The following is a 23,873-nucleotide window of genomic DNA, read 5'->3' as shown; positions in this document are numbered from 1 at the left end:
CATGACCGGACTGTCGACCCTCCTGATCGTCGTCGGCCTCTTCCTGGCCGGCGGCATCTACTCTTTCGTCAAGCAGCAGATGCCGAAGAGCCTGATCGTGCTGCTCTCGATCGGCGCCACGATGTGTCTCGTGGCGGGTGTGGTGCGGCTGGAGGTGTGGAATTGAGCACCGCTGAAAAGGCCGGAGCCGCCAAGAAGGTCGTGGTCTTCGACTACGGCTTCGGCAACGTGCGCTCCGCCGAGCGTGCCCTCGCGCGCGCCGGCGCCGACGTGGAGATCACGCGCGACTACGACACGGCCATGAACGCCGACGGGCTGCTGGTGCCGGGCGTCGGCGCCTTCGCCGCCTGCATGAAGGGCCTGAAGGAGGCCCGCGGCGACTGGATCATCGACCGGCGGCTGTCCGGCGGCCGCCCGGTCCTGGGCATCTGCGTCGGCATGCAGATCCTCTTCGCGCGCGGCATCGAGCACGGCGTCCAGACCGACGGCCTGGACGAATGGCCCGGCGCGGTCGAGCCGCTCCAGGCCGAGATCGTGCCCCACATGGGCTGGAACACCGTCGACGCCCCGGCCGGCTCCGAGCTGTTCGCCGGGCTGGACGCGGACGCGCGCTTCTACTTCGTGCACTCCTACGCCGTCCACGACTGGTCCCTGGACGTGCACAACCCGCTGATGCGCGCTCCCAAGGTCACCTGGTCGACGCACGGGAAGCCGTTCGTGGCCGCCGTGGAGAACGGCGCCCTGTGGGCCACGCAGTTCCACCCCGAGAAGTCCGGCGACGCCGGAGCCCAGCTCCTCACCAACTGGATCGGAACCCTGTGAGCAAGCTCGAACTCCTCCCCGCCGTCGACGTCCGCGACGGCCAGGCCGTCCGCCTCGTGCACGGCGAGTCGGGGACGGAAACTTCTTACGGTTCGCCCCTGGAAGCCGCTCTGGCCTGGCAACGCTCGGGCGCCGAGTGGCTGCACCTGGTCGACCTGGACGCCGCGTTCGGCACCGGCGACAACCGCGCGCTGATCGCCGAGGTCGCGGGGGCCATGGACATCAAGGTGGAGCTGTCCGGCGGCATCCGCGACAACGACACCCTCGCCGCCGCCCTCGCCACCGGCTGCACGCGCGTGAACCTGGGCACGGCCGCCCTGGAGACGCCCCAGTGGGTCGCCGAGGTCATCGCCGAGCACGGCGACAAGATCGCCGTCGGCCTCGACGTCCGCGGCACGACCCTGCGCGGGCGTGGCTGGACCCGTGACGGCGGCGACCTCTACGAGACGCTGGAGCGCCTCGACAAGGAGGGCTGCGCGCGGTACGTCGTCACCGACATCGCCAAGGACGGCACGCTCGAGGGCCCGAACCTGGAGCTGCTGAGGAACGTCTGCGCGGCCACCGACCGTCCGGTCGTGGCGTCGGGCGGCGTGTCCTGCCTCGACGACCTGCGGGCCCTCGCCGAGCTGGTGCCCCTCGGCGTCGAGGGCTCCATCGTCGGCAAGGCCCTCTACGCCAAGGCGTTCACGCTGGAAGAGGCCCTGGAGGCGGTGGCCCGGTGAGCGACGTACGACGCGTCACCACGGGCGCGCCCTGGGAGGAGGTCTTCGGCTACTCCCGCGCGGTGGAGCTGCCGAACGGCCTGGTGCTGGTCTCCGGCTGCACGTCGATAGTGGACGGGGAGATCGCCGGGGGCGGCCCCTACGAGCAGACGGTCAACGCCTTCAACGTCGCGTTCGCGGCGCTGGAGCAGCTGGGTCTCGGACGCGACGACGTCGTGCGGACGCGCATGTACATCACCCACGCGCGGGACGTGGACGACGTCGGACGCGCCCACAAGGAGCTGTTCGACTCCGTCCGGCCCGCCGCCTCCATGATCATCGTCTCCGGATTCGTGGACCCGTCCCTGGTCGTCGAGGTCGAGGTGGAGGCGTTCCGGGGAGTGCCGTCATGACCCTGGCGATCCGAGTCATCCCCTGCCTGGACGTGGACAACGGCCGGGTCGTCAAGGGCGTCAACTTCCAGAACCTGCGCGACGCGGGCGACCCCGTCGAGATGGCCAAGGTCTACGACGCCGAGGGCGCCGACGAGCTGACGTTCCTGGACATCACCGCCTCCTCCGGCAACCGCGAGACCACCTACGACGTGGTGCGCCGCACCGCCGAGCAGGTGTTCATCCCGCTCACCGTCGGCGGCGGGGTGCGCACCCCCGAGGATGTCGACAAACTGCTGCGCGCGGGTGCCGACAAGGTGGGCGTGAACACGGCCGCGATCGCCCGCCCCGAGCTGATCAAGGAGATCGCCGAGCGGTTCGGCAGCCAGGTGCTGGTGCTGTCGGTGGACGCCCGGCGGACCCCTTCGGGAAGCTTCGAGGTGACCACTCACGGCGGTCGCAAGGGCACCGGCATCGACGCGATCGAGTGGGCGCACCGGGCGGCCGAGCTGGGCGCCGGGGAGATCCTGCTCAACTCGATGGACGCCGACGGCACCAAGGACGGCTACGACCTGGAGATGATCGCGGCCGTGCGCAGGCACGTGACGGTCCCGGTGATCGCCTCCGGCGGCGCCGGCCGGCTCGCCGACTTCCCGCCGGCGGTCGAGGCGGGCGCGGACGCGGTGCTGGCCGCGTCGGTGTTCCACTTCGGCGACCTGCGGATCGGGCAGGTGAAGGACACGCTGCGGGAGGCGGGACACCCTGTGCGGTGACGCCATGGGGCGTTGTGAGGACGTGGGGTAAGCCCCGACCACCCGGTGGTCGGGGCTTACCCACACCTGGACAGGAAAGAAAAGTTGCGCAAAATAAATTGCGCAACTTTTCTTTCCTGTCTAGGGTGGCGGCATGACAGGCAAGGAGAGAGACCGCCGGATCACGGACCTGGGCACCCTCAAGGCCCTCGCCCACCCCCTGCGGATGAAGCTGTACCGAGGCCTGACGGTCGCCCGGGTCGCCACCGCCTCCCAGCTCGCCGAACAGGTCGACGAGGCCGTCTCGCTCGTCAGCTACCACCTGCGCAAGCTCGCCGAGCACGGCCTGATCGAGGAGGCCGAGCCGCAGAGCGGGGACGGCCGGGAGCGCTGGTGGCAGCCCGCCTCCGACGGGGTGAGCATCCGCGACGAGGACTTCCGCGACGCCCCCGAGAAGGCCGCCGCCCACACGGCGGCCAGCAGGTTCTTCGCCGAACAGCGCATGGACATGTACCGGCGCTGGCTCGACGAGCGCGCCCACTGGAGCCCCGAGTGGAACCGGACGGCCCAGTCCTCCGAGGCGACGCTGCGCCTCACGGCGGACGAACTGGCCGAGCTCACCCAGGAGATGCTCGCCCTCCTCCACACGTACGACGAGCGTGGCCGGGCCGCCGAGACCGCAGGCGACACCGAAGGCCGCGAGAACGTCGCGGTGCACACGTACGCGTTCCCGTTCCGGATCTGAGAGAGGCCGCCCGTGACCGCCACCGCGCACGAGACCGAGCTGCGGACCGCTCAGCCGGTCGCACCCGAGCCGCCCGCCCATCGCGACCCCAACGTGCTTCGCTGGCTCGCCGCCTACACCGCCTCGATGGTCGGCGACAGCGTCTACTACATCGCCCTGTCCTGGGCCGCCGTACAGGCCGGTACGCCCTCACAGGCCGGGCTGGTGATGACGGCGAGCGCACTGCCGAGAGCACTGTTGATGCTGGGCGGGGGAGTGATCGCCGACCGGCTGGGTCCGCGCCGGGTCGTCATCGGCAGCGACGTCGTGCGCTGCGCGGCCGTCCTCGCGGTGGCCGCGCTGCTGTACGCGACCTCTCCCGGCCTGTGGCCGCTGGCTCTGCTGGCGCTGGTCTTCGGCGCCGTCGACGCCGTGTTCGTGCCGGCCGTGGGCGCCCTGCCCGCGCGCGTGACACGGCGTGACCAACTCGCGCGCGTGCAGGGCATGCGCGGACTGGCGATCCGGTTCGCGAGCGTCGTCGGCGCCCCGCTCGGCGGCTTCGGCGTGGCGGCGGGCGGCGCCACGGCCGCGTTCGCGATCGCCGGGCTGCTCATCGCGGTGTCGGTGCCGCTGCTGCTCTGCGTGCGGATGCGCGACCTACCGCCGGACGACGCCACCGCCGACGCGACAGCCGACACCACTGCCGACGCCGGCGCGCCGAACGCGACCGCCTGGGCCGACCTCGTGGCCGGTCTGGGATACATCCGCCGCCACCGCGTTCTCGCCCCGCTGATGGCGGCCATCGCCCTCGGCGACCTCGGCTTCGTCGGACCGCTCAACGTGGGCCTGACCCTGCTGGCCGACGAACGCGGGTGGGGCGCCTCCGGCATGGGCTGGGTGCTCTGCGGGTTCGGCGTCGGCGCGGGCGCCGCCTCGCTGCTGCTGACCCTGCGCGGGCGGCTCCCGCACGCCGGACAGGTCGCCGGCTGGTCGATCCTCGCCGGTTCGCTGGCCATCGGCTCCCTCGCGTACGCGCCGACGGTCGCCGCAGCCGTCGGCACGGCCCTGCTCATCGGGCTGCTCGCCGGCCTCAGCGGCGCCATGTGCGGCGCCCTGCTGCAGACCCAGGCCGACCCCGCCTACCTGGGCCGCGTCACCGCCGTCTCCAGCCTCGTCAGCCTCGGCCTCACCCCGCTCAGCATGCCGCTGTCGGCCGCCGCCATCGGCGCCTGGGGCACCGGGCCCGTGTTCGTCGTCAGCGCCGCGGTCTGCGGGCTCGGCGGGATCGTGGCCCTGTGCGTCCCCGGCCTGCGCCACGCCGAACTCCCCCGCTGACGTCACCCGCAGCCCTCGCCCCCGCCCGCGGCCTCGTCCCTTCGTCCCTCACCCTTTCGGCTGAGACAGCTGCACCAGATTGCCCCCGGTGTCGTCCAGGACGGCCGTCACGAAAGGCCCCTGCTCCTGCGGCCCCTGCGTGAAGTGCACACCGAGCCCTCGCAGCGATCGGCCCCTGGCCGGGTTCCAGCAGCAACTGGAGATCCCGCTGGGCCCGTCATCGCGACCTCGATCACGACCGGTGCGCCCCTCAGATCCCGAGCTGCTTGCCGCCGTGCAGCTTCTCGAGCGCGTCCTTCTCGCCCACCAGCTCCACCTTGGCGGCGCTCTGCCGGCCGTACAGGAACAGCAGCAGCTCGGACGGCTCCCCGGTCGCCGTCACCACCGGCGTGCCCCGGTTGGCGACCGCGGTACGGCCGTCCGCGCGGCGCAGGACCAGACCCGTGGGGGTGGAGCGGCCCATCAGCCGGGCGGTGCGCTCCAGCCGGGACCACAGGGCGTCCTGGAAGACCGGATCGAGCTCGCGCGGCGTCCAGTCCGGCTGGGCGCGGCGGACGTCCTCGGTGTGGACGTAGAACTCGGTCGTGTTCGACGCCTCGTCGACCTGCTTGAGCTGGAAGGGCGAGAAGCGCGGCGGACCGGTCCGGATCAGCTGGATGAGCTCCTCGTACGGCTTGGCAGCGAACTCCTCCATCACCTTGTCCAGCCGGGACGCGAGCTGTGGGATCAGGATGCCGCCGGCGGCGTCCGGGCGGCGCTCGCGCACCACCACGTGCGCGGCCAGGTCCCGGGTCTGCCAGCCCTCGCAGAGGGTCGGCGCCTCGGGACCCGCGGTCTCCAAGAGGTCGGCGAGGAGAAGCCGTTCACGCTTGGCGAAAGTCGACATGCAGTCAGCCTACGACCGTGCGGAAGGTCCGCCCACCCGTCTCCCGGCCACCACCCCCCCACCGAGCCGGTTCGCGCCGCCCTTCCCAGTCAGTGGACACCGAGCCGTCACTGTCAGTGGCGCGCGGCAGAATGGCAGCATGACCAGCACGCGCCCTCCCAGCAGCCTGGACCCCGAGATCGCCGCGCGCCTCAGGCGCAGCGCCGACGGGCTCGTCCCCGCCATCGCCCAGCAGTACGACACCGGTGAGGTGCTCATGCTCGGCTGGATGGACGACGAGGCGCTGCACCGCACCCTCACCACCGGCCGCTGCACGTACTGGTCGCGCAGCCGCCAGGAGTACTGGGTCAAGGGCGACACCTCCGGCCACTTCCAGTGGGTCAAGTCCGTCGCCCTCGACTGCGACGCCGACACCGTGCTGGTCAAGGTCGACCAGGTCGGCGCCGCCTGCCACACCGGCGCGCGCACCTGCTTCGACGCCGACGTGCTCCTCAAGGACGCCGATTCCGGCGTAACCGCCTCGGATCAGTAAGGTCAGCCGCCATGGACCTCGAGACGTTCCGCAAGCTGGCCGGCGACCGCCGTGTCATCCCGGTCACCCGCAAGCTCCTCGCCGACGGCGACACCCCGGTCGCGCTCTACCGCAAGCTCGCCGCCGAGCGCACCGGCACCTTCCTGCTGGAGTCCGCGGAGAACGGCCGCTCCTGGTCCCGGTACTCCTTCGTGGGCGTCCGCAGCTCCGCCACCCTCACCGCGCTCGACGGCCAGGCCCACTGGCTCGGCACCCCGCCCGTCGGGGTCCCCACGGACGGCGACCCGCTGGCCGCCCTGCGCGCCACCATCGAGGCGCTGCACACCCCGCACCAGGAGGGCATGCCGCCCTTCACCGGCGGCATGGTCGGCTACCTCGGCTACGACATCGTGCGCCGCCTGGAGAAGATCGGCCCCGGCGAGCGGGACGACCTGAAACTGCCCGAGCTGACCATGCTCCTGACCAGCGACCTCGCCGTCATGGACCACTGGGAGGGCTCCGTCCTGCTGATCGCCAACGCGATCAACCACAACGACCTCGACACGGGCGTCGACGAGGCCCACGCGGACGCGGTCGCCCGCCTGGACGCCATGGAGGCCGACCTCTCCCGCCCGGTCGCCCAGCCCCCGGCCGTCCTCCCGCCCTCCGAGCTGCCCGAGTACACCGCGCTGTGGGGCGGCCCCGACTTCCAGAGGGCCGTCGAGGACGTCAAGGAGCGCATCCGCGCGGGCGAGGCCTTCCAGGTCGTCCCCTCCCAGCGCTTCGAAACGCCCTGCACGGCAAGCGCGTTGGACGTGTACCGCGTGCTGCGGGCCACCAACCCCTCCCCGTACATGTACCTCTTCCGCTTCGACGGCTTCGACGTCGTGGGCTCCAGCCCCGAGGCGCTCGTCAAGGTCGCGGACGGCACTGCGATGGTCCACCCCATCGCCGGCACCCGGCACCGCGGGGCCACCCCCCAGGAGGACCAGGCCCTCGCCGACGAACTGCTCGCGGACCCCAAGGAACGCGCCGAGCACCTCATGCTCGTCGACCTCGGCCGCAACGACCTGGGCCGGGTCTGCGAGCCGGGCTCGGTCGAGGTCGTCGACTTCATGTCCGTCGAGCGGTACTCGCACGTGATGCACATCGTCTCCACCGTCACCGGCAGGGTCGCCACCGGCCGCACCGCCTTCGACGTCCTCACCGCCTGCTTCCCCGCCGGCACCCTCTCCGGCGCCCCCAAGCCGCGCGCCATGCAGATCATCGACGAGCTGGAACCCTCCCGACGCGGCCTGTACGGCGGCTGCGTCGGCTACCTGGACTTCGCGGGCGACTCCGACACCGCCATCGCCATCCGCACCGCCCTGCTGCGCGACGGCACGGCCTACGTCCAGGCCGGCGCCGGCATCGTCGCCGACTCCGACCCGGTCGCTGAGGACCAGGAGTGCCGCAACAAGGCCGCGGCGGTCCTGCGCGCCGTCCACACGGCCAACCGTCTCGGGCGGCCCGCGCACGAGTAGGGCTCTTTCCGGGCGACTCCGGGACGACTGCGGGCCCCTTCGGGACGAACTCCGGGACGACTTCGGACGGCTCCCCGCAGGCTCTCCGCACAGTAGGACGCGTCTCACGTGCGCCCCGGGTGACGGTTCGCCCGGGGTTCAGGCGATAGTGGGGTACGTGACTGCTGTTCCTCACCCCCGTTCCGTATCCGACGCCGCCGCCCGGTCCGGCCGCCGCAGCCTCGCCCTCGCCCTGCTGTGCGGTGCGCTGGGCGCGGCCGTGGCCCTGCTGTCGACCCGGCAGCGCTGGTCGCACGGCACGGCGACGGTGGCCGGCGGCGCCTTCCCCCTGACCGCCAAGGGCAGCGACGTCACGGGCGTGCCCGCGGCGCTCGCCATAGTGGGTCTCGCCGCGCTCGTCGCCGTCTTCGCCGTCCGCAGGGCCGGCCGCTTCGCGGTCTCCGCCCTGCTCGCGCTCTCCGGCGCCGGCATCATCACCGCCGCCCTGCTCGGCGCCTCCGACGGCTCCGCACTCGACGAGCAGGCCGCGAAGGCCTCCGGCGACACCTCCGCCACCGTCGCCTCGTTCACCCACACCGCCTGGCCCTACGCGGCGGCCGCGGGCGGCGCCCTGATCCTCCTGGCCGGCCTGCTCGCCCTGCGCTACGGCCGCCTGTGGCCCGCCATGTCCGGCCGCTACGAACGCGACGGCGCCCCGCGCCCCCGGCGCGCGCAGGCGCCCGTCGACCCCGACCGGCCCGAGGACATGTGGAAGGCCCTGGACCGAGGCGAGGACCCCACCGGCATGGGCCCGGCCTGAACCGGCCCGACCAGGTCGCCGTCCCCGGTTCCCGATGTGGCGAATCAGACGCGACCGGATACCACCCCCGCGTCCGGCACGCGCCTGCGTACGGGACAATGGATGACGAGCGTCCGGCTCGGACGGACACAGAGACAGCAATGAGGAGCAAGTCATGGCGGGCAGCAGCCACGGACACACCCCGGCCGCCTGGACCGGCGTCATCATCGCCATCATCGGTTTCACCGTCGCGGGCGCGTTCATGGTGATGGCCGAGCCGCTCGGGTTCTGGGCCGGCATGGCGATCGTGGCCCTCTCCGGTGTGGTCGGCATGGCGATGAGCGCCGCGGGCCTGGGCCAGTCGAAGGACGTGCACCCGGTGCACCAGGTCGCGGCGACCCCGGAGCCGGCGAGCGTCGAGGGCTGAGGTCCCGTACGACTTCGTGAGGGGCGGCCGGTGCGGAACCGGCCGCCCCTCACGCGCGCGCGGCGCCCTGCCGGGGCACAATGCGAGGCGTGAACGCCGACAGCCAGAGGGTGACCTCGACGACCGCCGCACGACTCGCCGTGCCCGCCGGGATCCTCGCGGTCGTCGTCGCCGCCTTCGCCTACGTCGCGACCGTCGACCCCAACGAACCCGGCCACTACCCGGCCTGCCCGCTGCTGCGCTACACCGGCCTGTACTGCCCCGGCTGCGGCGGCCTGCGCAGCGCGCACGCCTTCGCGCACGGGGACTTCCAGGCCGCCCTCCAGGACAACGCGCCGGCCGTCGCCGCCTATCTGGGCTTCGCGGTGCTGTGGACCGTCTGGGTGACCCGCGCGGCCCGCGGACGCCCCCTGCGCGTCGACCTCACCCCGGTGCGGCTCTGGGCGCTGGGCGCGACGCTGCTGATCTTCACGGTTGTCCGGAACCTGCCGTTCGGCGGCTGGCTGCATCCTTGATCAACCGGGGATCAACCGGCGAACGTCCAGGTACTGGGACCGCCGTCAGCCGGATGTGAGGCCTTCGCCTTCCTCCGGATACCATCACAGTGACCATCGTTTTCCACCGCTTGCCGGAAGGAGGCCGCTCGCGTGAGTGTCCTCGACGAGATCATCGACGGAGTCCGTGCCGACCTCGCGGAGCGGCAGGCGCGCGTCAGCCTCGACGAGCTCAAGGAGCGCGCGGCGAAGGCCCCTGCCGCCAAGGACGGCGTCGCCGCCCTGCGCGGCGACGGCGTCAAGGTCATCTGCGAGGTCAAGCGCTCCAGCCCGTCCAAGGGCGCGCTGGCCGCCATCGCCGACCCGGCCGGCCTGGCCGCCGACTACGAGGCGGGCGGCGCGGCCGTCATCTCCGTCCTCACCGAACAGCGCCGTTTCGGCGGCTCGTTGGCCGACCTCGAAGCGGTACGCGCGCGCGTGGACATCCCCGTGCTGCGCAAGGACTTCATCGTCACCTCGTACCAGCTGTGGGAGGCCCGCGCGTACGGCGCCGACCTCGCGCTGCTGATCGTGGCCGCCCTGGAGCAGTCCGCCCTGGAGTCGCTCATCGAGCGCGCCGTCTCCATCGGCCTCACCCCGCTCGTCGAGGTCCACGACGAGGACGAGGTGGAGCGCGCCGTCGACGCGGGCGCCAAGGTGATCGGCGTCAACGCGCGCAACCTGAAGACCCTCGAGGTGGACCGCGGCACCTTCGACCGCGTCGCCCCCGAGATCCCGGCCCACATCGTCAAGGTCGCCGAGTCCGGCGTCCGAGGCCCGCACGACCTCATCGCCTACGCCAACGCCGGCGCCGACGCGGTCCTGGTCGGCGAGTCCCTGGTGACGGGCCGCGACCCCAAGACGGCGGTCGCCGACCTGGTGGCAGCGGGCGAACACCCGGCACTGCGCCACGGCCGCGGCTGATCACCGGCTAGGCTTGCCCCGATGACTCTCACCGTGACGACCGTGGACCGGTACGCCCGCCTCGCGCGCGGCTGCCGCCCGAGGGGCTGCCGAGCCCCGGCGAGGCGCGTCCACGGCCGCCGCGTGCGGTACGTCATCGGAGACGAACCGGGACAGGTCAACGGACGTCGATGGCAGCGCGCCCCTCAGGGGCGCGGGGCTCTGTTCGATCTGCGGCTACCGTCGCGCGTGCGCGACCAGCCACACACGGCCTGAGGTCGTACGACAGGCTCCGCCCCCACGGCGAATCGTGTTCTTTCATCGGCACTCACCGTGAGGTTTCCGCATGCCCAGCGAGTTCTTCATTCCCGACCCGGAGGGTCAAATCCCCAGCGCCGAAGGCTACTTCGGCGCGTTCGGCGGCAAGTTCATCCCGGAGGCCCTCGTCGCCGCCGTGGACGAGGTGGCCGTCGAGTACGACAAGGCCAAGCACGACCCCGAGTTCGCCCGCGAACTCGACGACCTGCTCGTCAACTACACGGGTCGCCCCTCCGCGCTCACCGAGGTCCCCCGTTTCGCCGCGGAAGCGGGCGGCGCCCGGATGTTCCTCAAGCGCGAGGACCTCAACCACACCGGCTCCCACAAGATCAACAACGTGCTCGGCCAGGCGCTGCTCACCAAGCGCATGGGCAAGACACGTGTGATCGCCGAGACCGGAGCGGGCCAGCACGGCGTGGCCACGGCCACCGCCTGCGCCCTCTTCGGCCTCGAGTGCACGATCTACATGGGCGAGATCGACACCCAGCGCCAGGCCCTCAACGTGGCCCGGATGCGCATGCTGGGCGCCGAGGTCGTGGCCGTGAAGTCCGGCAGCCGCACCCTGAAGGACGCCATCAACGAGGCGTTCAGAGACTGGGTCGCCAACGTCGACCACACCCACTACCTGTTCGGCACGGTCGCCGGACCGCACCCCTTCCCGGCGATGGTCCGCGACTTCCACCGCGTCATCGGCGTCGAGGCCCGCCGCCAGCTCCTGGAGCGCGCCGGACGACTGCCCGACGCGGCTGTCGCCTGCGTCGGCGGCGGGTCGAACGCCATCGGCCTCTTCCACGCCTTCATCCCGGACGCCTCCGTCCGCCTCATCGGCTGCGAGCCGGCCGGCCACGGCCTCGAGACCGGCGAGCACGCGGCGACCCTGACCGCGGGCGAGCCCGGCATCCTGCACGGTTCGCGCTCCTACGTCCTCCAGGACGACGAGGGCCAGATCACCGAGCCGTACTCCATCTCGGCGGGCCTGGACTATCCGGGCATCGGCCCCGAGCACTCCTACCTCAAGGACAGTGGGCGCGGCGAGTACCGCGCGGTCACCGACGACGCGGCCATGCAGGCGCTGCGTCTGCTGTCACGCACCGAGGGCATCATCCCGGCCATCGAGAGCGCGCACGCGCTGGCCGGCGCCCTGGAGGTCGGCAGGGAACTCGGCAAGGACGGCCTGATCATCGTCAACCTGTCCGGCCGCGGCGACAAGGACATGGACACGGCAGCCCGCTACTTCGGGCTGTACGACAACGGCGTGGACGCCGAGGTCGCCGCCGACGCGGCCGCCACCGCGGAGATCGAGGGGGACGCCAAGTGAGCGGGGCCGCATTGAACAGTACGAAGGGTCGGCTGCTGTCCGACACCCTCGCCGGCACCAAGGCCGAGGGCCGCGCCGCGCTCATCGCCTACCTCCCGGCCGGGTTCCCGACCGTGGACGGCGGCATCGAGGCGATCAAGGCCGTCCTCGACGGCGGCGCGGACGTCATCGAGGTCGGTCTGCCGCACAGCGACCCCGTCCTCGACGGACCGGTCATCCAGACCGCCGACGACATCGCCCTGCGGGGCGGGGTGCGGATCGCGGACGTCATGCGCACGGTCCGCGAGGTCTTCGCGGCGACCGGGAAGCCGGTCCTCGTCATGACGTACTGGAACCCGATCGACCGCTACGGCGTCGAGCGGTTCACCGCCGAGCTGGCCGAGGCGGGCGGCGCGGGCTGCATCCTGCCCGACCTGCCCGTGCAGGAGTCGGCGCTGTGGAGGGAGCACGCCGACAAGCACGGTCTCGCGACGGTCTTCGTCGTGGCGCCGAGCAGCAAGGACGCGAGGCTCGCCCAGATCACCGAGGCGGGCAGCGGCTTCGTCTACGCGGCCTCGCTGATGGGCGTCACCGGCACCCGGGAGTCGGTGGGCGCGCAGGCCCAGGACCTGGTCGAGCGGACCCGGGCCACCGGCACCGGGCTTCCCGTCTGCGTCGGCCTCGGCGTGTCCGACGCCGCGCAGGCCGCCGAGGTGGCCGGCTTCGCCGACGGCGTGATCGTCGGCTCGGCCTTCGTCAAGCGGATGCTGGACGCGCCGGACGACGCGGCCGGCGTCGAGGCCGTCCGCGCGCTCGCGGGCGAGCTGGCGAAGGGCGTGCGCCGACAGGTGTGACAAGAGCGTCGCTCACCCGAACGGGTGGACCTGGGGTCGGGGAGGCGCAATGCGCCTCCCCGGTTCGTTCTGGGGGTGTGAGCGAGAAGAACCGTGACGGAAAGCGCAACGCCCGGGAACGGCTGGCGGCGGAGCGCGAGAAGCAGAAGGCCGCCGAGCGGCGGCGGCGCACACTGATCGTCGGCGCGAGCGTGGTCTGTGTGCTGGGTCTGGCGGCGGTGATCGGCGTCGTCGCCGCGAACTCCGGCAAGGACAACAGCAGTGACAAGGCGGGCCCGGTCGTGGCGCCGTCGGGCGCCCAGGGCCAGGACGCGCTGGCGATCCCGGTCGGCAAGGGCGGCGCCAGGTCCACGCTCACCGTGTGGGAGGACTTCCGCTGCCCGGCCTGCAAGGCTTTCGAGACGGCGTACCGCCCGACGATCCACGAGCTGACGCAGGCCGGAAAACTCAAGGTCGAGTACCACCTGGCCACCCTCATCGACGGCAACCTGGGCGGCAGCGGCTCCCGCAACGCGGCGAACGCGGCGGCCTGCGCCCAGGACACCGGAAAGTTCCCCGCCTACCACGACGTGCTGTACGAGAACCAGCCGGAGGAAACGAACGACGCCTATGCCAAGAACGCCAAGGTCATCGAGCTCGCGGGCAAGGTCGACGGCCTGGACACGCCGGCGTTTCGCACCTGCGTCGAGGACGGCACGCACAACAGCTGGGTCGTGAAGTCCAACCAGGCCTTCCAGAGCGGTCACTTCGGCGGCACCCCGACCGTCCTGTTCAACGGAAAGAACATCTACGCGGACCGGTCGATGACACCGGCGAAGCTGAAGCAGATGGTGGAGCAGGCCGACAAAGGGTGACAAGGGGTAAGGCCCTTTCACACCTGCCCGTTATGGAGCCGTTGCCGGGCTGCCTGCCGTCGGCCCGGTCCGGCACGGTAGCGTCGACCTTGCCATGGAAATTGCCTACATTCCCAGCCCGTCGCACGGGGTGCTGTACCTCGGCCCCATTCCGCTGCGCGGCTACGCGTTCTGCATCATCATCGGCGTCTTCGTCGCGGTCTGGCTCGGCAACAGGCGCTGGGTCGCCCGGGGCGGGCGGGCCGGCACGGTGGCCGACATCGCCGTCTGGGCGGTGCCCTTCGGGCTGGTCGGAGGCCGGCTCTACCACGTGATCACGGACTACGAGCTGTACTTCAGCGAGGGCCGTGACTGGGTGGACGCCTTCAAGGTCTGGGAGGGCGGCCTCGGCATCTGGGGCGCGATCGCGCTCGGAGCGGTCGGCGCGTGGATCGGCTGTCGCCGCCGGGGCATCGCCCTGCCCGCGTACGCCGACGCCATCGCGCCCGGTATCGCCCTCGCGCAGGCGATCGGCCGCTGGGGCAACTGGTTCAACCAGGAGCTGTACGGCAAGGAGACCGACCTCCCCTGGGCGCTGCACATCACGTCCTCGGCGGACGGCCGGGTGCCCGGGTACTACCACCCGACGTTCCTGTACGAGTCGCTGTGGTGCATCGGCGTCGCCCTTCTCGTCCTCTGGGCCGACCGCCGCTTCAAACTGGGCCATGGCCGGGCCTTCGCGCTGTACGTCGCCGCGTACTGCGTGGGCCGGGCGTGGATCGAGTACATGCGCGTCGACGACGCCCACCACATCCTGGGCCTGCGGCTGAACGACTGGACCGCGCTGGTCGTGTTCCTGCTCGCGGTGATGTACATCGTGATCTCGGCGAAGAAGCGGCCGGGCCGTGAGGCGGTCGTGGAGCCGGGTGTCTCCGAGGACGCCTCCGGCGGTGAGGCCGGTGAGGTCTCCGAGGACGAGGACAAGACCGCGGGCCCGGACAAGGGCGAGGCCGAGGCGGAGGGCAAGGAAGAGTCCGAGGCCAAGGTCGACGAGAGCGCCGAGGCCAAGGTCGAGGAAGAGGCCCCGGTGAAGGACGAGGCCAACGCAGGAGCGAAGGGCGCGGCGAAGGCCGAGGCGGAGCCCGCCGAGGTGAAGACCGACGTTCAGACCGAAGTGAAGACCGAGGTCAAGGACGAGGCCGAGTCGGCCGGCAAGAAGAGCTGACGGCTGACCGTACGACACGACGAGGGCGCCCGGGTTTACCGGGCGCCCTCGTCGTGTGTGGGGGCGGTGGGCGAGGGTTCAGCCCTTGCGGGGCGCCAGCGACAGGGTGCGCTGTGCCGTCGCCACCACCGCCGCGTCGATGAAGCGGCCGTCCGGGAGGGCCTGGGCGCCCTGGTCCCGGGCCGCGGCCTTGACGATCGTCTCGGCCTCTTCCAGCTCCCGTTCCGTGGGCAGATAGGCCCGTTCGATGATCGGGAGCTGGCGGGGGTGGATGGCGGCACGGCCCAGGAAGCCGAGGGTGCGGCCGTGGGCGCAGGTGGTGGCCAGGCCCTCCAGGTCGCGGATGTCGGGGTACACCGACTGGGGCGGGGACGCCAGGCCCGCGGCCCGGGCGGCGACCACGACACGGGAGCGGCACCAGTCGAGGCCCGCGTCGTCACGCAGGCCCAGGTCGGCGCGCAGATCCGCCTCGCCGAGGGCGATGCCGCGCAGGCAGGGGTGGGCGCGGGCGATGGCGTAGGCGTGTTCGATGCCGAGGGCCGTTTCCAGGAGGGCGTGGAGGGGGGTGGCTCCACGGTCGGCCCGGGGCACGGTCTCGGCGACCCGGGTGATCTGGTGCGGGGACGTCACCTTCGGCAGGCGCAGGCCGGCGACCCCGGGGAGGGCGGCCACGCTGCGGAGGTCCGCCGCGGCGAAGGGGCTGTCCAGGGCGTTCACCCGGACATGGACCGGAACCGGCTGGGGCTCGGACAGGCGTTCGGCGGTGGCCGTGCGGGCGTACTCCTTGCGGTCCGGGGCGACCGCGTCCTCCAGGTCGATGATGACGACGTCGGCGCCGCAGGCGAGCGCCTTGGTCACGGTCTGCGGGCGGTCGCCGGGGGTGTACAGCCAGGTCAGTGGGGGTGTCGTCGGGGAGCTCGTCATAGTGCGCCCTCTTTGCGGAGGGCCTTCAGCTCGATCGGGGTCAGGCCGAGCTCGGTCAGCACCGTCTCCGTGTCGGCGCCGTGCGGGCGGCCGGTCCAGCGGATCGCGCCGGGGGTCGAGGAGAGCCGGAAGAGGACGTTCTGCATGCGGATCCGGCCCAGCTCCGGGTCGTCGACCGCGGTGATGGTGTCGAGGGCCTGGTACTGCGGGTCCGTCATCACGTCCCGTACGTCCTGGATCGGGGCGATGGCCGCCTCCGCCTTCTCGAACGCGGCGAGGACGTCGGTGCGGGTGCGGGCGGAGATCCAGGCGCCGACCGCCTCGTCGAGGACGTCGGCGTGGGCGGCCCGGTCGGCGCCCGTCGCGAACCAGGGCTCGTCGATCAGGTCGGGCCGGCCGACCAGGCGCAGCACCCGTTCGGCGACCGACTGGGCGGACGTCGAGACGGCGACCCAGTCTCCGTCGGCGGTGCGGTAGGTGTTGCGCGGGGCGTTGTTGGCGGACCGGTTGCCGGTGCGGGCCTGCACGTAGCCCAGCTGGTCGTACCAGAGGGGCTGGGGGCCCAGGACGGTGAGGATGGGCTCGATGATCGCCATGTCGACGACCTGGCCCTCGCCGGTGCGCTCGCGGGCGGCCAGGGCCGTCATGACGGCATAGGCGGTGGCCAGGCCCGCGATGGAGTCGGCCAGGCCGAAGGGCGGCAGGGTCGGGGAGGCGTCCGGTTCGCCCGTGATCGCGGCGAAGCCGCTCATCGCCTCGGCGAGGGTGCCGAAGCCGGGGCGGTGCGCGTAGGGGCCGAACTGGCCGAAGGCGGTCACCCGGGTGAGGACCAGGCGGGGGTTGGCCGCCGACAGGTCCTCCCAGCCGAGGTCCCACTTCTCCAGGGTGCCGGGACGGAAGTTCTCGATGATCACGTCGGCGGTGGCGGCGAGGCGCAGGAGGGTGGCGCGCCCGCCGGGCCGGGAGAGGTTCAGGGTGATCGTGCGCTTGTTGCGGCCGAGGAGCTTCCACCACAGGCCCACGCCGTCCTTGGACGGGCCGTGGCCCCGGGAGGGGTCCGGCCGGCCGGGGTGCTCGACCTTGATGACCTCCGCGCCGAAGTCGCCGAGCATGGTCGCGGCGAGCGGGCCGGCGAAGAGGGTGGCGAGATCGAGGACGCGAAGCCCGTGCAGGGGCGAGGTCGTCCCGGTCATGAGGCGTACTGCTTGTCGATCTCGGAGCGGTACGGCATCGACGCGGAAGCGCCTGGCCGCTGGACCGAGAGGGCTGCCGCGGCGGCGGCCCAGTCCAGGGCCTCCCGTACGGGGCGTTCCTCGCCGAGGGCCACGGCGAGGGCGCCGACGAACGTGTCACCCGCGCCCGTGGAGTCGACGGCGGCGACGTGCGGGGCGGGCACGGTGAGGGGTTCGGCGCCGCGGGCCGCGTAGAGGCTGCCGGCCGAGCCCAGGGTGACGACCACCTCCGGGACGCTGTCCAGCAGGGCGGTGGCCGCCTCGCGCGGCTCGGTGCGGCCGGTGAGCGCGGTGGCCTCGTGCTCGTTGGGGACCAACAGGTCGGTGGCGGCGAGGAGTTCGGGCGGAAGAGGTTGCGCGGGGGCCGGGGTGAGGATCGTCCGGACGCCGTGGGCGCGGGCTGCCCGGGCGCCCGCGACGACCGCCGCCAGCGGGACTTCGAGCTGGAGCAGGAGGGTGTCGGCGGAGGAGATGAGGACTTCGTCGCCGGGGACGAGGTGGTCGACGGTGCCGTTCGCGCCGGGGACGACGACGATCGCGTTGCCGCCCTCGTCGTCGACGACGATGTGCGCGGTGCCGGAGGGGGACTCGACGGTACGCAGGTGGTCGGTGGTCACGCCGATGGGGGTCCCCCCGCTCGAGCGAAGCCGAGAGTGGGGGAGTTCGAGGGTGCAGCGCAGGCGGGCGCCGAAGGCGTCGTTGCCGACCGCGCCGATCATCGAGACGGTGGCGCCCGCGTGGGCCGGTGGGGGTCCCCCCGCTCGAGCGAAGCCGAGAGTGGGGGAGATCGCCTGGCTGGCGCCCTTGCCGCCGGGGATCGTACGGAACTCCCGTCCCGTCACGGTCTCCCCGCGCTGCGGGGGTTTCTCGACGTAGGCGGCGAGGTCCATGTTCGTGCTGCCGAGCACGACGATGTCGGTCATGGGCGGGAAGCCTCCCGGTGGGTGAGGGACCAGGTCAGGTGGGCCAGGGTGTCGAAGCCGACACCGCTGAGGTCGGCGACGGAGGTGGCCAGGCGGTTCTTGAGGGGGGCCGTCCAGCGGTCGGGGAGGGCGGCCGGGTCGCCGGCGAGGAGGGCGGCGACGCTGCCGGCCGTCGCGCCGTTGGAATCGGTGTCCAGGCCGCCGGACACGGCGCGGCAGACGGAGGCGCTGAAGTCGCCGTCGGCGTGGGTGAGGGCGGCGGCGATCAGGGCGGTGTTGGGGATCGCGTGGACCCAGTGGTGCGTCTTGTGGGCGGCGTGGAGTTCGTCCACGACGGTGTCGAAGTCGCTTTGTTCCTGCGCCAGTTGGATCGCGTGGGTGACGGCCCGGGCGAGGCGCGAGCGGGGCGGGACGACGGTCAGGCCGGTGCGCAGGCAGGCGTGGACGTCGTGGTCGCCGGTCGCGGCCGTGGCGATGACGGCCGCCGTGAACATCGCCGCGTAGACGCCGTTGGCGGTGTGGGTGAGGGTGGCGTCGCGGTGGGCCTGTTCGGCTGCGCCGGCCGGGTCGCCGGGGTTGCTCCAGCCGTGGACGTCGGCGCGGATGAGGGCGCCGATCCACTCGCGGAAGGGGTTGCGGTGGCGGGCGGTGTGCGGGGGTTCGATGCCGGTCAGGAGGTTGCGCAGGGCGACGCGTTCGGCGGTGAAGGCGCGGCCGGCGGGGAGTTCGTCCAGCCAGAGCCGGGCCACGTCCGTGGTGGTGAAGTCGCTGCCGTGGCGCTGGAGCAGGAGGAGGTTGAGGAGGGGGTAGTTGAGGTCGTCGTCCTCGGGCATCCCGTCGATGTTCTCGGCGAGGGAGGTGGGGGCCGAGCGGCGGTTCCAGGGGTGGGCTTCGAGCAGGTCCCGGGGGACTCCGCGGGCCGTGAAGTAGCCGCTGAGGGGCCAGTTGCCGGTGGAGCGGGCGAGGGCGCGGATGGCGTCCAGGGGGAGCTTCTCGACGGGTTTGCCGAGGAGGCAGCCGACGGCCCGGCCCAGCCAGGCCGCTTCCAGTCGGGTCCGGGTGGGGGTCGCGGGGCGCGCACCGGCCGGCCGGACCGGCCACCGGGGGCACAGGGCCCTGATCTTCTCCAGATCCGTCGGCTCGTCGTCCGCCAACCGGCTGGGCAGGTCCGCGAGTTCGTCCAGGAGGTCTTCCGCGAGCAGCCGCAGATAGCGGGAGGCGCGCCCGGGGGAGGCGCCCGCCCGGGGCGGGGCGTCGCAGCCTCCCGCCGCCCTCCAGCGGGCGGCGATCGCCCACGGCTCCCGGCCGTCCTGGGCGGCCTGGTGCAGTTCGTGGCCGACGAGGTCCTCCGGCTGGATCCAGGTCAGTCGGAGCATCGCGGTCCTCCGAGGGCGGCGAACGCCTGCTCGTGGGCGCGGTGACGGCGCATGTCGCGGTCGAAGATCTCCCGGGCGACCTCGGTGAGCGTCGCCGCCGGCTGCCGGAGGTCGAGGCGGCTGGCCTCGGCGACCTGCTTCGACCACTCGTCCGGGACCGGCGAGCCCAGGGCGCCCGCCATCGCTCCCGCCATCGTCGCGATGGAGTCGCAGTCGCGGCCGTAGTTCACCGAGCCCAGCACCGCCTGCCGGTAGTCGCCGGCCGCCACCAGCAACATGCCCAGGGCGACGGGGAGTTCCTCGATCGCGTGCAGACGGGACGGACGGCGGGCGCCCAGCGAGGGCCGACGGTAGTCGGGGCCCACGGTGTCGTACGGCGTCACCGCCTGCCGCAGCGGGGCCAGCGCGGACTCGAAGTCGGTGTGTCGGGCCGCCTCTTCGCAGACCTTCTCGATCGCCGCACGCGTGCCGTCCCTCGCCAGCGACAGACAGGCCGCGACCACCGAGTCCGGGGTCGCGTCCGGTGCGCAGGCCGCCGCCACCGCCGCCGCGAAGACCCCCGCTGCCTCCCGCCCATACGACGACTGGTGGGCGCCCGCGATGTCCAGCGCCTCGGCGTACGCGCCCGCCGGGTCGGCCGCGTTGACCAGGCCCACCGGGGCCATGTACATCGCCGCACCACAGTTGACGATGTTGCCGACGCCGGCCTCACGGGGATCGGCATGGGCGTAGTGCAGCCGCGTGACGAGCCACTTCTCCGCCAGGAAGAGACGGTGCAGGGGGAGGGCCTCGGTTTCCAGTTCCGGGATCCAGCGGGGGTTCGTCATCAGGTCCGGGACCAGGTGGTCGGCGATCGCGTAGGCGTCCAGGTGGTCGCGGACCGTGGCGTAGACCCTGATCAGCGCGTGCGTCATCAAGGTGTCGTCGGTGACGTGGCCATCGCCCTTGTGGTACGGGGCGATCGGGCGGGCGGTGCGCCAGTCGTCGCCGTTCCAGGGGCCGACGACGCCGTGGACGCGGCCGCCGTGGCGCTGAAGGATCTGGTCGGGGGAGTAGCCCTCGACGGGCCCGCCGAGGGCGTCGCCGACGGCGGCTCCCACGAGGGCGCCGGTGATGCGTTCTTCCAGGGGCGCGCCGTTGCTGTCAGGTGCGTGGGCGCCTTCTTGCGCTGTGGTGCTTTCTCGCGCTTTGGGCTTCATGCGCCGAATCATCCCCCTGGTGGGGCCGGTTGTGTGGCTTCCAGGAGTTCGGCGAGTTCCACCAGGTCGGTGCCGGTGAGACGGGGGAGTACGCAGCCGGAGAGGGTGCGGCAGCTGTCGCGCCACGCGGCCGGGATCGCGGGGCCGCCGCCCAACGCGCCCGTCAGCGCGCCCGCGAGGGCCGGGGCCGAGTCCGCGACCCGGGAGAGACAGGCCGCCGCCGGCACCGCTTCGGCGATCCGGCCGCCGGCCGCCGTCACCAGCGCCAAGGCCACCGGGACCGTCTCCGCCGCCGCGATGCCGTAGCTGTAGACGTGGTCGACGATCTGGTGTTCCAGGAGGGGGATGAGCGCGAAGGCGCTGACGGCGTCGTGGGCCAGGTCGAGCGCGTGGCGGGCGTTGCGGCCGATCTCGGTGTGGTCGGGGAGTTCGGCGAGGGCCGCGGTGACGCAGGCGGCGGGGTCCGCGCCGACGAGGGCCAGCGCCAGGGCCGCCGCCATTGCGCGGGCGCCGTGCACGCCGTCGCCGTCCTGGGTGTAGCGGGCGTCGAACTCGGCGAGGTCGGCGGCGAGTCGGGGGGCGCCGGGGTGGGCCACCGCGAGGACGCAGGCGCGTACGCAGGCCGCGTCGTCGAAGTAGTGGGGGTTGTCGTGGCCGGTGGCGGGCGGTCGCAGTCCGGCGGCGAGGTTGCCGAGGCCGGCGCGGACGGAGATGCGGGCGCGCAGCGGGAGGACGGCGGACTCGACCTCGGGCGCGCGGTCGGCCGCCGCTGCGACCTCGCCGGCGATCGCGTTCCAGGTGAGGTCGATGGCGGCGCGCATCCGGCGTTCCCGGCTGAGGTCGCCGAGGGCGGTGTCGTCGCCCGCCCGCAGGACCGCCTCGGCGGCGAACGCCGCCCACTCGGCGTCGTCGGAGGGGCCGAGGCGCAGGGGTTCGGGGGGTTGGTTGAGGGCGATGGGGACGGGGAGGGTGGTGGTGGCGTTGTGTTCGGCGAAGGTGTCGAGTTCTCGGGTGAGGCGGCGTGTCCACTCGGGCATGCGGGCGGCTCGGTGGCGGGCGGCGGGCCAGCCTGCGGCGTCGCCCGCGGCCAGGCCGAGCAGGAGGCCTTCGACTCGGTGAGGGCGGGTTCGGGTCGACACGGCCTCGGCTGCGCCTTCGGCCCTGTTGCTCCCGCCCGCGCCGGCCGTGGAACGTTCGTCGTCGGGTGCGGGTGGCCCCTCGGGGGCCGTGCCGCCGTCGGCGGCTGCGGGGGTGTTCGGGAGTGTCGTCGTCGCCGAGGCCGTTCCCTCGTCCCATGGGGCCGGTGGTTTCACCGTCGTGCCTCCGTCGCGTCGGTCGTCGGCAGGGTGATCAGGGTCGGGACGAGGTCCTCGGCGATCATGCCCTCGCCCCATTTGCCGCCCTCTTCGGGTACCAGCAGCTCCGCCACGTCCAGGACGTGGTGGCCGGCCATCGAGGGCAGGCAGCTGCCCCGGGCCGGGCCGATGGCGGCCGCCCACTGCGGGGGGATCGCCGAGACGCCCCGGCTCGCGCCGGCCAGCGCCCCGGCGACCGCCGCCGTCGTGTCGGCGTCGCGGCCCATGTTCACGGCGGTGAGGACGGCCTCGCGGAAGTCGCCGTCGGCCGCCGCGTAGGCGCCGAAGGCGAGGGCGACGGCTTCGGGGGCCAGGTCGGTCCAGGGGTAGCCGCCGATGACGACGGCGGAGCGGACCGCCCGTTCGCCGCGGTGGGCCACCGTCACCGCCCGGCGCAGGGAACGGGCCGTCCAGGAGTCCTCGGGGATCACCGCCAGCGCCGAGGCGACGACCGCGATCGCCGGCGCTCCGGCCATCGCCGCCGCCACGCCCGCCGCGACGGCCTGGCCGCCGTAGATGCCCTCGCCGTCGTGGCTGACCGCGCCGTCGATCGCGACCAGACGGGCCGCTTCGGCCGGGCGGCCCGCGGCGAAGACGCCGAAGGGGGCCGCGCGCATCGCCAGACCGTCGCTCCAGGCGTGCCGGTGCTGTGCCGAGATGGGCGCCGCGAGGCCTCGGCGGAGGTTCTCCAGGGTGCCGCGTTCGCTGAAGCCGGCGCCGCGGAAGGGGCCCTCGTCGCGGTCGGCGATCCACTGATGCCAGGCTGCCTCCACGTGGGCCGGGGTGAGTGCGGAGCCGTGGCGGGCGAGTAGCAGGCCGGAGAAGATCGCGTACTCCGTGTCGTCCGTGCCGGCCGGCTTCTCGCTGACGTAGCCCGTGATGCGGCCCCAGCGGGCGCGGATCTCGGAGGGCTTCATGTTCTCGGCGGGTGCGCCGAGTGCGTCTCCCACGGCGAGGCCGAGTAGGGCGCCGCGGGCCCGTTCACGGATCGATGCCATGCACGGCCTCTCCCTCGGGGGCCCGCACGGGCGCGGAACCCTTTGCGGATGTGTCCCACCATCGGCGGTTGACCTGAGCTTGAAACCTCCTCATGTCACCCGGTCGACATATGGGCGGCACTCCGATCGAATGAGCAATCGAGGGTAAAGGTGCAGGTTAGGGCATCCTCGCCTTGCTGGCGAGCGGGAATGCGGGCGCGTATCTTTGGCGCTGTCATAGATTGGAACTTGTCTAAAGTTAGCTTTGCCTTAGCTATCTGGGGGATCTTCATGGCCATCATCGAGACCGAAGCCACACTGCACGAGGCGCACCGCGACAACCACACGCACCGGGACGTCAACGGTGGCTGGCTGCGGCCCGCCGTGTTCGGGGCGATGGACGGCCTGGTCTCCAACCTCGCGCTGATGACCGGTGTCGCCGGCGGGTCCGTCGGCCAGCAGACCATCGTCATCACCGGGCTCGCCGGTCTCGCCGCAGGCGCCTTCTCGATGGCCGCCGGCGAATACACCTCCGTCGCCTCGCAGCGTGAGCTCGTCGAGGCCGAGCTCGATGTGGAGCGCGCGGAGCTGAGGAAGCACCCTCAGGACGAGGAGGCCGAGCTCGCCGCACTGTACGAGTCCCGGGGCGTTGAGCCCGAGCTGGCCCGGCAGGTCGCGCAGCAGCTCTCGCGCGATCCCGAGCAGGCCCTGGAGATACACGCCCGTGAGGAGTTGGGCATCGATCCCTCGGATCTGCCCTCGCCGCTGGTCGCCGCCGTGTCGAGCTTCGGGGCGTTCGCCCTCGGCGCGCTGCTGCCCGTCCTGCCGTATCTTCTGGGGGCCGCCTCGCTGTGGCCGGCCGTGCTGCTGGCGCTGTTCGGGCTGTTCGGCTGCGGTGCCGTGGTGGCCCGGGTGACCGCGCGGACCTGGTGGTTCAGTGGACTGCGGCAGCTCGCACTCGGAGGCGCGGCGGCGGGTGTGACGTACGTCCTGGGCACTTTGTTCGGAACGGCCGTAGGATAGATCGGCTGCTACGTATGCGATGGGCCGTATAAGTAGTCGTTACTGACTGG

At 72.6% G+C, this 23,873-nt stretch carries 27 protein-coding genes and 1 pseudogene; 19 read left to right on the top strand and 9 right to left on the bottom strand.

Annotated features, from left to right (window positions below):
• The first annotated feature begins 1 nt into the window (after position 1).
• The 7 genes from ACIBTS_RS34440 to ACIBTS_RS34410 all read left to right on the top strand — a co-directional run bounded on the left by ACIBTS_RS34440 (position 2) and on the right by ACIBTS_RS34410 (position 4,726).
• Complete coding sequence (locus tag ACIBTS_RS34440; RefSeq protein WP_319671275.1) at positions 2-166, top strand: hypothetical protein; 165 nt, start codon at positions 2-4, stop codon at positions 164-166.
• The gene (gene hisH, locus ACIBTS_RS34435) at positions 163-822 is read left to right on the top strand and encodes an imidazole glycerol phosphate synthase subunit HisH (RefSeq protein ID WP_399324635.1); all 660 of its coding nucleotides are present in this window, start codon (positions 163-165) and stop codon (positions 820-822) included. The genes ACIBTS_RS34440 and hisH overlap by 4 nt, the downstream gene beginning before the upstream one ends.
• Complete coding sequence (gene priA / locus ACIBTS_RS34430; protein WP_399324634.1) at positions 819-1,544, top strand: bifunctional 1-(5-phosphoribosyl)-5-((5-phosphoribosylamino)methylideneamino)imidazole-4-carboxamide isomerase/phosphoribosylanthranilate isomerase PriA; 726 nt, start codon at positions 819-821, stop codon at positions 1,542-1,544. Before hisH ends, priA begins: the two co-directional genes overlap by 4 nt.
• Positions 1,541-1,936, top strand: coding sequence for a RidA family protein (locus ACIBTS_RS34425; RefSeq protein ID WP_079662948.1), 396 nt, complete (start codon positions 1,541-1,543; stop codon positions 1,934-1,936). Before priA ends, ACIBTS_RS34425 begins: the two co-directional genes overlap by 4 nt.
• On the top strand, positions 1,933-2,688 hold the full coding sequence (gene hisF / locus ACIBTS_RS34420; protein WP_319671278.1) for an imidazole glycerol phosphate synthase subunit HisF: 756 nt from the start codon (positions 1,933-1,935) through the stop codon (positions 2,686-2,688). The genes ACIBTS_RS34425 and hisF overlap by 4 nt, the downstream gene beginning before the upstream one ends.
• Positions 2,689-2,821: 133 nt before the next feature.
• On the top strand, positions 2,822-3,412 hold the full coding sequence (locus ACIBTS_RS34415; protein WP_399324633.1) for an ArsR/SmtB family transcription factor: 591 nt from the start codon (positions 2,822-2,824) through the stop codon (positions 3,410-3,412).
• Positions 3,413-3,424: 12 nt separating this feature from the next.
• Positions 3,425-4,726: an MFS transporter gene (locus tag ACIBTS_RS34410; RefSeq protein ID WP_399324632.1), complete on the top strand. Its 1,302-nt coding sequence runs from the start codon at positions 3,425-3,427 to the stop codon at positions 4,724-4,726.
• A 48-nt stretch (positions 4,727-4,774) separates the two neighbouring features.
• Here ACIBTS_RS34410 and ACIBTS_RS34405 read toward each other — a convergent pair.
• Positions 4,775-4,940, bottom strand: a pseudogene (locus tag ACIBTS_RS34405) (VOC family protein); the annotation flags it as partial.
• A gap of 36 nt (positions 4,941-4,976) precedes the next feature.
• Positions 4,977-5,612 (bottom strand): TIGR03085 family metal-binding protein, encoded by a 636-nt coding sequence (locus ACIBTS_RS34400; protein WP_399324631.1) that lies wholly within the window; start codon positions 5,610-5,612, stop codon positions 4,977-4,979.
• 139 nt (positions 5,613-5,751) lie between these two features.
• Here ACIBTS_RS34400 and hisI point away from each other — a divergent pair, with 139 nt between their 5' ends.
• The 11 genes from hisI (at position 5,752) to lgt (ending at position 14,814) form a co-directional block, all read left to right on the top strand.
• Complete coding sequence (gene hisI / locus ACIBTS_RS34395) at positions 5,752-6,144, top strand: phosphoribosyl-AMP cyclohydrolase (protein ID WP_319677802.1); 393 nt, start codon at positions 5,752-5,754, stop codon at positions 6,142-6,144.
• Positions 6,145-6,155: 11 nt separating this feature from the next.
• Positions 6,156-7,646 carry an anthranilate synthase component I gene (locus ACIBTS_RS34390; RefSeq protein WP_399324630.1) on the top strand — a complete coding sequence of 497 codons (1,491 nt, stop codon included), beginning with the start codon at positions 6,156-6,158 and terminating at the stop codon, positions 7,644-7,646.
• A gap of 148 nt (positions 7,647-7,794) precedes the next feature.
• Positions 7,795-8,445, top strand: a complete 651-nt coding sequence (locus ACIBTS_RS34385) for a TIGR02234 family membrane protein (RefSeq protein ID WP_399324629.1) — start codon at positions 7,795-7,797, stop codon at positions 8,443-8,445.
• 154 nt (positions 8,446-8,599) lie between these two features.
• Entirely contained in the window at positions 8,600-8,851 is a 252-nt protein-coding gene (locus tag ACIBTS_RS34380) for an HGxxPAAW family protein (protein ID WP_319676118.1), read from the top strand.
• Positions 8,852-8,931: 80 nt separating this feature from the next.
• Entirely contained in the window at positions 8,932-9,366 is a 435-nt protein-coding gene (locus ACIBTS_RS34375; RefSeq protein ID WP_399324628.1) for a DUF2752 domain-containing protein, read from the top strand.
• A 132-nt stretch (positions 9,367-9,498) separates the two neighbouring features.
• Positions 9,499-10,308 carry an indole-3-glycerol phosphate synthase TrpC gene (gene trpC, locus ACIBTS_RS34370; protein ID WP_079662958.1) on the top strand — a complete coding sequence of 270 codons (810 nt, stop codon included), beginning with the start codon at positions 9,499-9,501 and terminating at the stop codon, positions 10,306-10,308.
• A gap of 21 nt (positions 10,309-10,329) precedes the next feature.
• The gene (gene trpM / locus ACIBTS_RS34365) at positions 10,330-10,563 is read left to right on the top strand and encodes a tryptophan biosynthesis modulator TrpM (protein WP_399324627.1); all 234 of its coding nucleotides are present in this window, start codon (positions 10,330-10,332) and stop codon (positions 10,561-10,563) included.
• Between the two features lie 70 nt (positions 10,564-10,633).
• Positions 10,634-11,923 (top strand): tryptophan synthase subunit beta, encoded by a 1,290-nt coding sequence (gene trpB / locus ACIBTS_RS34360; protein ID WP_319676117.1) that lies wholly within the window; start codon positions 10,634-10,636, stop codon positions 11,921-11,923.
• 11 nt (positions 11,924-11,934) lie between these two features.
• Entirely contained in the window at positions 11,935-12,756 is an 822-nt protein-coding gene (trpA, locus tag ACIBTS_RS34355) for a tryptophan synthase subunit alpha (RefSeq protein ID WP_079662961.1), read from the top strand.
• Between the two features lie 77 nt (positions 12,757-12,833).
• Entirely contained in the window at positions 12,834-13,610 is a 777-nt protein-coding gene (locus ACIBTS_RS34350) for a thioredoxin domain-containing protein (RefSeq protein ID WP_399324626.1), read from the top strand.
• Between the two features lie 94 nt (positions 13,611-13,704).
• Positions 13,705-14,814: a prolipoprotein diacylglyceryl transferase gene (gene lgt / locus ACIBTS_RS34345; protein ID WP_399324625.1), complete on the top strand. Its 1,110-nt coding sequence runs from the start codon at positions 13,705-13,707 to the stop codon at positions 14,812-14,814.
• Positions 14,815-14,892: 78 nt separating this feature from the next.
• Here lgt and ACIBTS_RS34340 read toward each other — a convergent pair whose 3' ends face one another.
• From ACIBTS_RS34340 to ACIBTS_RS34310, 7 genes are read right to left on the bottom strand one after another with little or no spacing between them, the layout of a single operon-like run.
• A complete protein-coding gene (locus ACIBTS_RS34340) occupies positions 14,893-15,738 on the bottom strand; it encodes an HpcH/HpaI aldolase/citrate lyase family protein (RefSeq protein ID WP_399324624.1) in 846 nt (281 codons plus the stop codon).
• Positions 15,735-16,931, bottom strand: a complete 1,197-nt coding sequence (locus ACIBTS_RS34335) for a CaiB/BaiF CoA transferase family protein (protein WP_399324623.1) — start codon at positions 16,929-16,931, stop codon at positions 15,735-15,737. Before ACIBTS_RS34335 ends, ACIBTS_RS34340 begins: the two co-directional genes overlap by 4 nt.
• Positions 16,928-17,893 carry a ribokinase gene (locus ACIBTS_RS34330; RefSeq protein ID WP_399324622.1) on the bottom strand — a complete coding sequence of 322 codons (966 nt, stop codon included), beginning with the start codon at positions 17,891-17,893 and terminating at the stop codon, positions 16,928-16,930. Before ACIBTS_RS34330 ends, ACIBTS_RS34335 begins: the two co-directional genes overlap by 4 nt.
• On the bottom strand, positions 17,890-19,269 hold the full coding sequence (locus ACIBTS_RS34325; RefSeq protein ID WP_399324621.1) for an ADP-ribosylglycohydrolase family protein: 1,380 nt from the start codon (positions 19,267-19,269) through the stop codon (positions 17,890-17,892). The genes ACIBTS_RS34330 and ACIBTS_RS34325 overlap by 4 nt, the downstream gene beginning before the upstream one ends.
• The gene (locus ACIBTS_RS34320; protein WP_399324620.1) at positions 19,257-20,468 is read right to left on the bottom strand and encodes an ADP-ribosylglycohydrolase family protein; all 1,212 of its coding nucleotides are present in this window, start codon (positions 20,466-20,468) and stop codon (positions 19,257-19,259) included. Before ACIBTS_RS34320 ends, ACIBTS_RS34325 begins: the two co-directional genes overlap by 13 nt.
• Positions 20,469-20,476: 8 nt before the next feature.
• Positions 20,477-21,862 (bottom strand): ADP-ribosylglycohydrolase family protein, encoded by a 1,386-nt coding sequence (locus ACIBTS_RS34315; protein ID WP_399324619.1) that lies wholly within the window; start codon positions 21,860-21,862, stop codon positions 20,477-20,479.
• Positions 21,778-22,821: an ADP-ribosylglycohydrolase family protein gene (locus ACIBTS_RS34310; RefSeq protein WP_399324618.1), complete on the bottom strand. Its 1,044-nt coding sequence runs from the start codon at positions 22,819-22,821 to the stop codon at positions 21,778-21,780. The genes ACIBTS_RS34315 and ACIBTS_RS34310 overlap by 85 nt, the downstream gene beginning before the upstream one ends.
• A gap of 270 nt (positions 22,822-23,091) precedes the next feature.
• On the opposite strand from ACIBTS_RS34310, the gene ACIBTS_RS34305 reads away from it, so the two are divergent.
• Entirely contained in the window at positions 23,092-23,823 is a 732-nt protein-coding gene (locus ACIBTS_RS34305) for a VIT1/CCC1 transporter family protein (protein WP_399324617.1), read from the top strand.
• The last annotated feature ends 50 nt before the right edge of the window (positions 23,824-23,873 follow it).

The sequence above is a fragment of the Streptomyces sp. NPDC050121 genome (assembly GCF_044460385.1).
GTDB lineage: Bacteria > Actinomycetota > Actinomycetes > Streptomycetales > Streptomycetaceae > Streptomyces > Streptomyces soliscabiei.
The sequence above is the reverse complement of the archived record's forward strand: the minus strand, read 5'-3'. Positions and strand labels throughout refer to the sequence as shown.

What these genes read in the sequence shown, in the direction of transcription:
- lgt (WP_399324625.1), top strand. Translation starts at nt 13,705, where the DNA reads ATGGAAATTGCCTACATTCCCAGCCCGTCGCACGGGGTGCTGTACCTC.
- trpB (WP_319676117.1), top strand. Translation starts at nt 10,634, where the DNA reads ATGCCCAGCGAGTTCTTCATTCCCGACCCGGAGGGTCAAATCCCCAGC.
- ACIBTS_RS34415 (WP_399324633.1), top strand. Translation starts at nt 2,822, where the DNA reads ATGACAGGCAAGGAGAGAGACCGCCGGATCACGGACCTGGGCACCCTC.
- hisF (WP_319671278.1), top strand. Translation starts at nt 1,933, where the DNA reads ATGACCCTGGCGATCCGAGTCATCCCCTGCCTGGACGTGGACAACGGC.
- ACIBTS_RS34330 (WP_399324622.1), bottom strand. Translation starts at nt 17,893, where the DNA reads ATGACCGACATCGTCGTGCTCGGCAGCACGAACATGGACCTCGCCGCC.
- ACIBTS_RS34315 (WP_399324619.1), bottom strand. Translation starts at nt 21,862, where the DNA reads ATGGGGCGAGGGCATGATCGCCGAGGACCTCGTCCCGACCCTGATCAC.
- ACIBTS_RS34440 (WP_319671275.1), top strand. Translation starts at nt 2, where the DNA reads ATGACCGGACTGTCGACCCTCCTGATCGTCGTCGGCCTCTTCCTGGCC.
- ACIBTS_RS34375 (WP_399324628.1), top strand. Translation starts at nt 8,932, where the DNA reads ATGCGAGGCGTGAACGCCGACAGCCAGAGGGTGACCTCGACGACCGCC.
- ACIBTS_RS34380 (WP_319676118.1), top strand. Translation starts at nt 8,600, where the DNA reads ATGGCGGGCAGCAGCCACGGACACACCCCGGCCGCCTGGACCGGCGTC.
- ACIBTS_RS34310 (WP_399324618.1), bottom strand. Translation starts at nt 22,821, where the DNA reads ATGGCATCGATCCGTGAACGGGCCCGCGGCGCCCTACTCGGCCTCGCC.
- ACIBTS_RS34320 (WP_399324620.1), bottom strand. Translation starts at nt 20,468, where the DNA reads ATGAAGCCCAAAGCGCGAGAAAGCACCACAGCGCAAGAAGGCGCCCAC.
- ACIBTS_RS34390 (WP_399324630.1), top strand. Translation starts at nt 6,156, where the DNA reads ATGGACCTCGAGACGTTCCGCAAGCTGGCCGGCGACCGCCGTGTCATC.
- ACIBTS_RS34305 (WP_399324617.1), top strand. Translation starts at nt 23,092, where the DNA reads ATGGCCATCATCGAGACCGAAGCCACACTGCACGAGGCGCACCGCGAC.
- trpM (WP_399324627.1), top strand. Translation starts at nt 10,330, where the DNA reads ATGACTCTCACCGTGACGACCGTGGACCGGTACGCCCGCCTCGCGCGC.
- ACIBTS_RS34340 (WP_399324624.1), bottom strand. Translation starts at nt 15,738, where the DNA reads ATGACGAGCTCCCCGACGACACCCCCACTGACCTGGCTGTACACCCCC.
- ACIBTS_RS34335 (WP_399324623.1), bottom strand. Translation starts at nt 16,931, where the DNA reads ATGACCGGGACGACCTCGCCCCTGCACGGGCTTCGCGTCCTCGATCTC.
- hisI (WP_319677802.1), top strand. Translation starts at nt 5,752, where the DNA reads ATGACCAGCACGCGCCCTCCCAGCAGCCTGGACCCCGAGATCGCCGCG.
- ACIBTS_RS34325 (WP_399324621.1), bottom strand. Translation starts at nt 19,269, where the DNA reads ATGCTCCGACTGACCTGGATCCAGCCGGAGGACCTCGTCGGCCACGAA.
- ACIBTS_RS34400 (WP_399324631.1), bottom strand. Translation starts at nt 5,612, where the DNA reads ATGTCGACTTTCGCCAAGCGTGAACGGCTTCTCCTCGCCGACCTCTTG.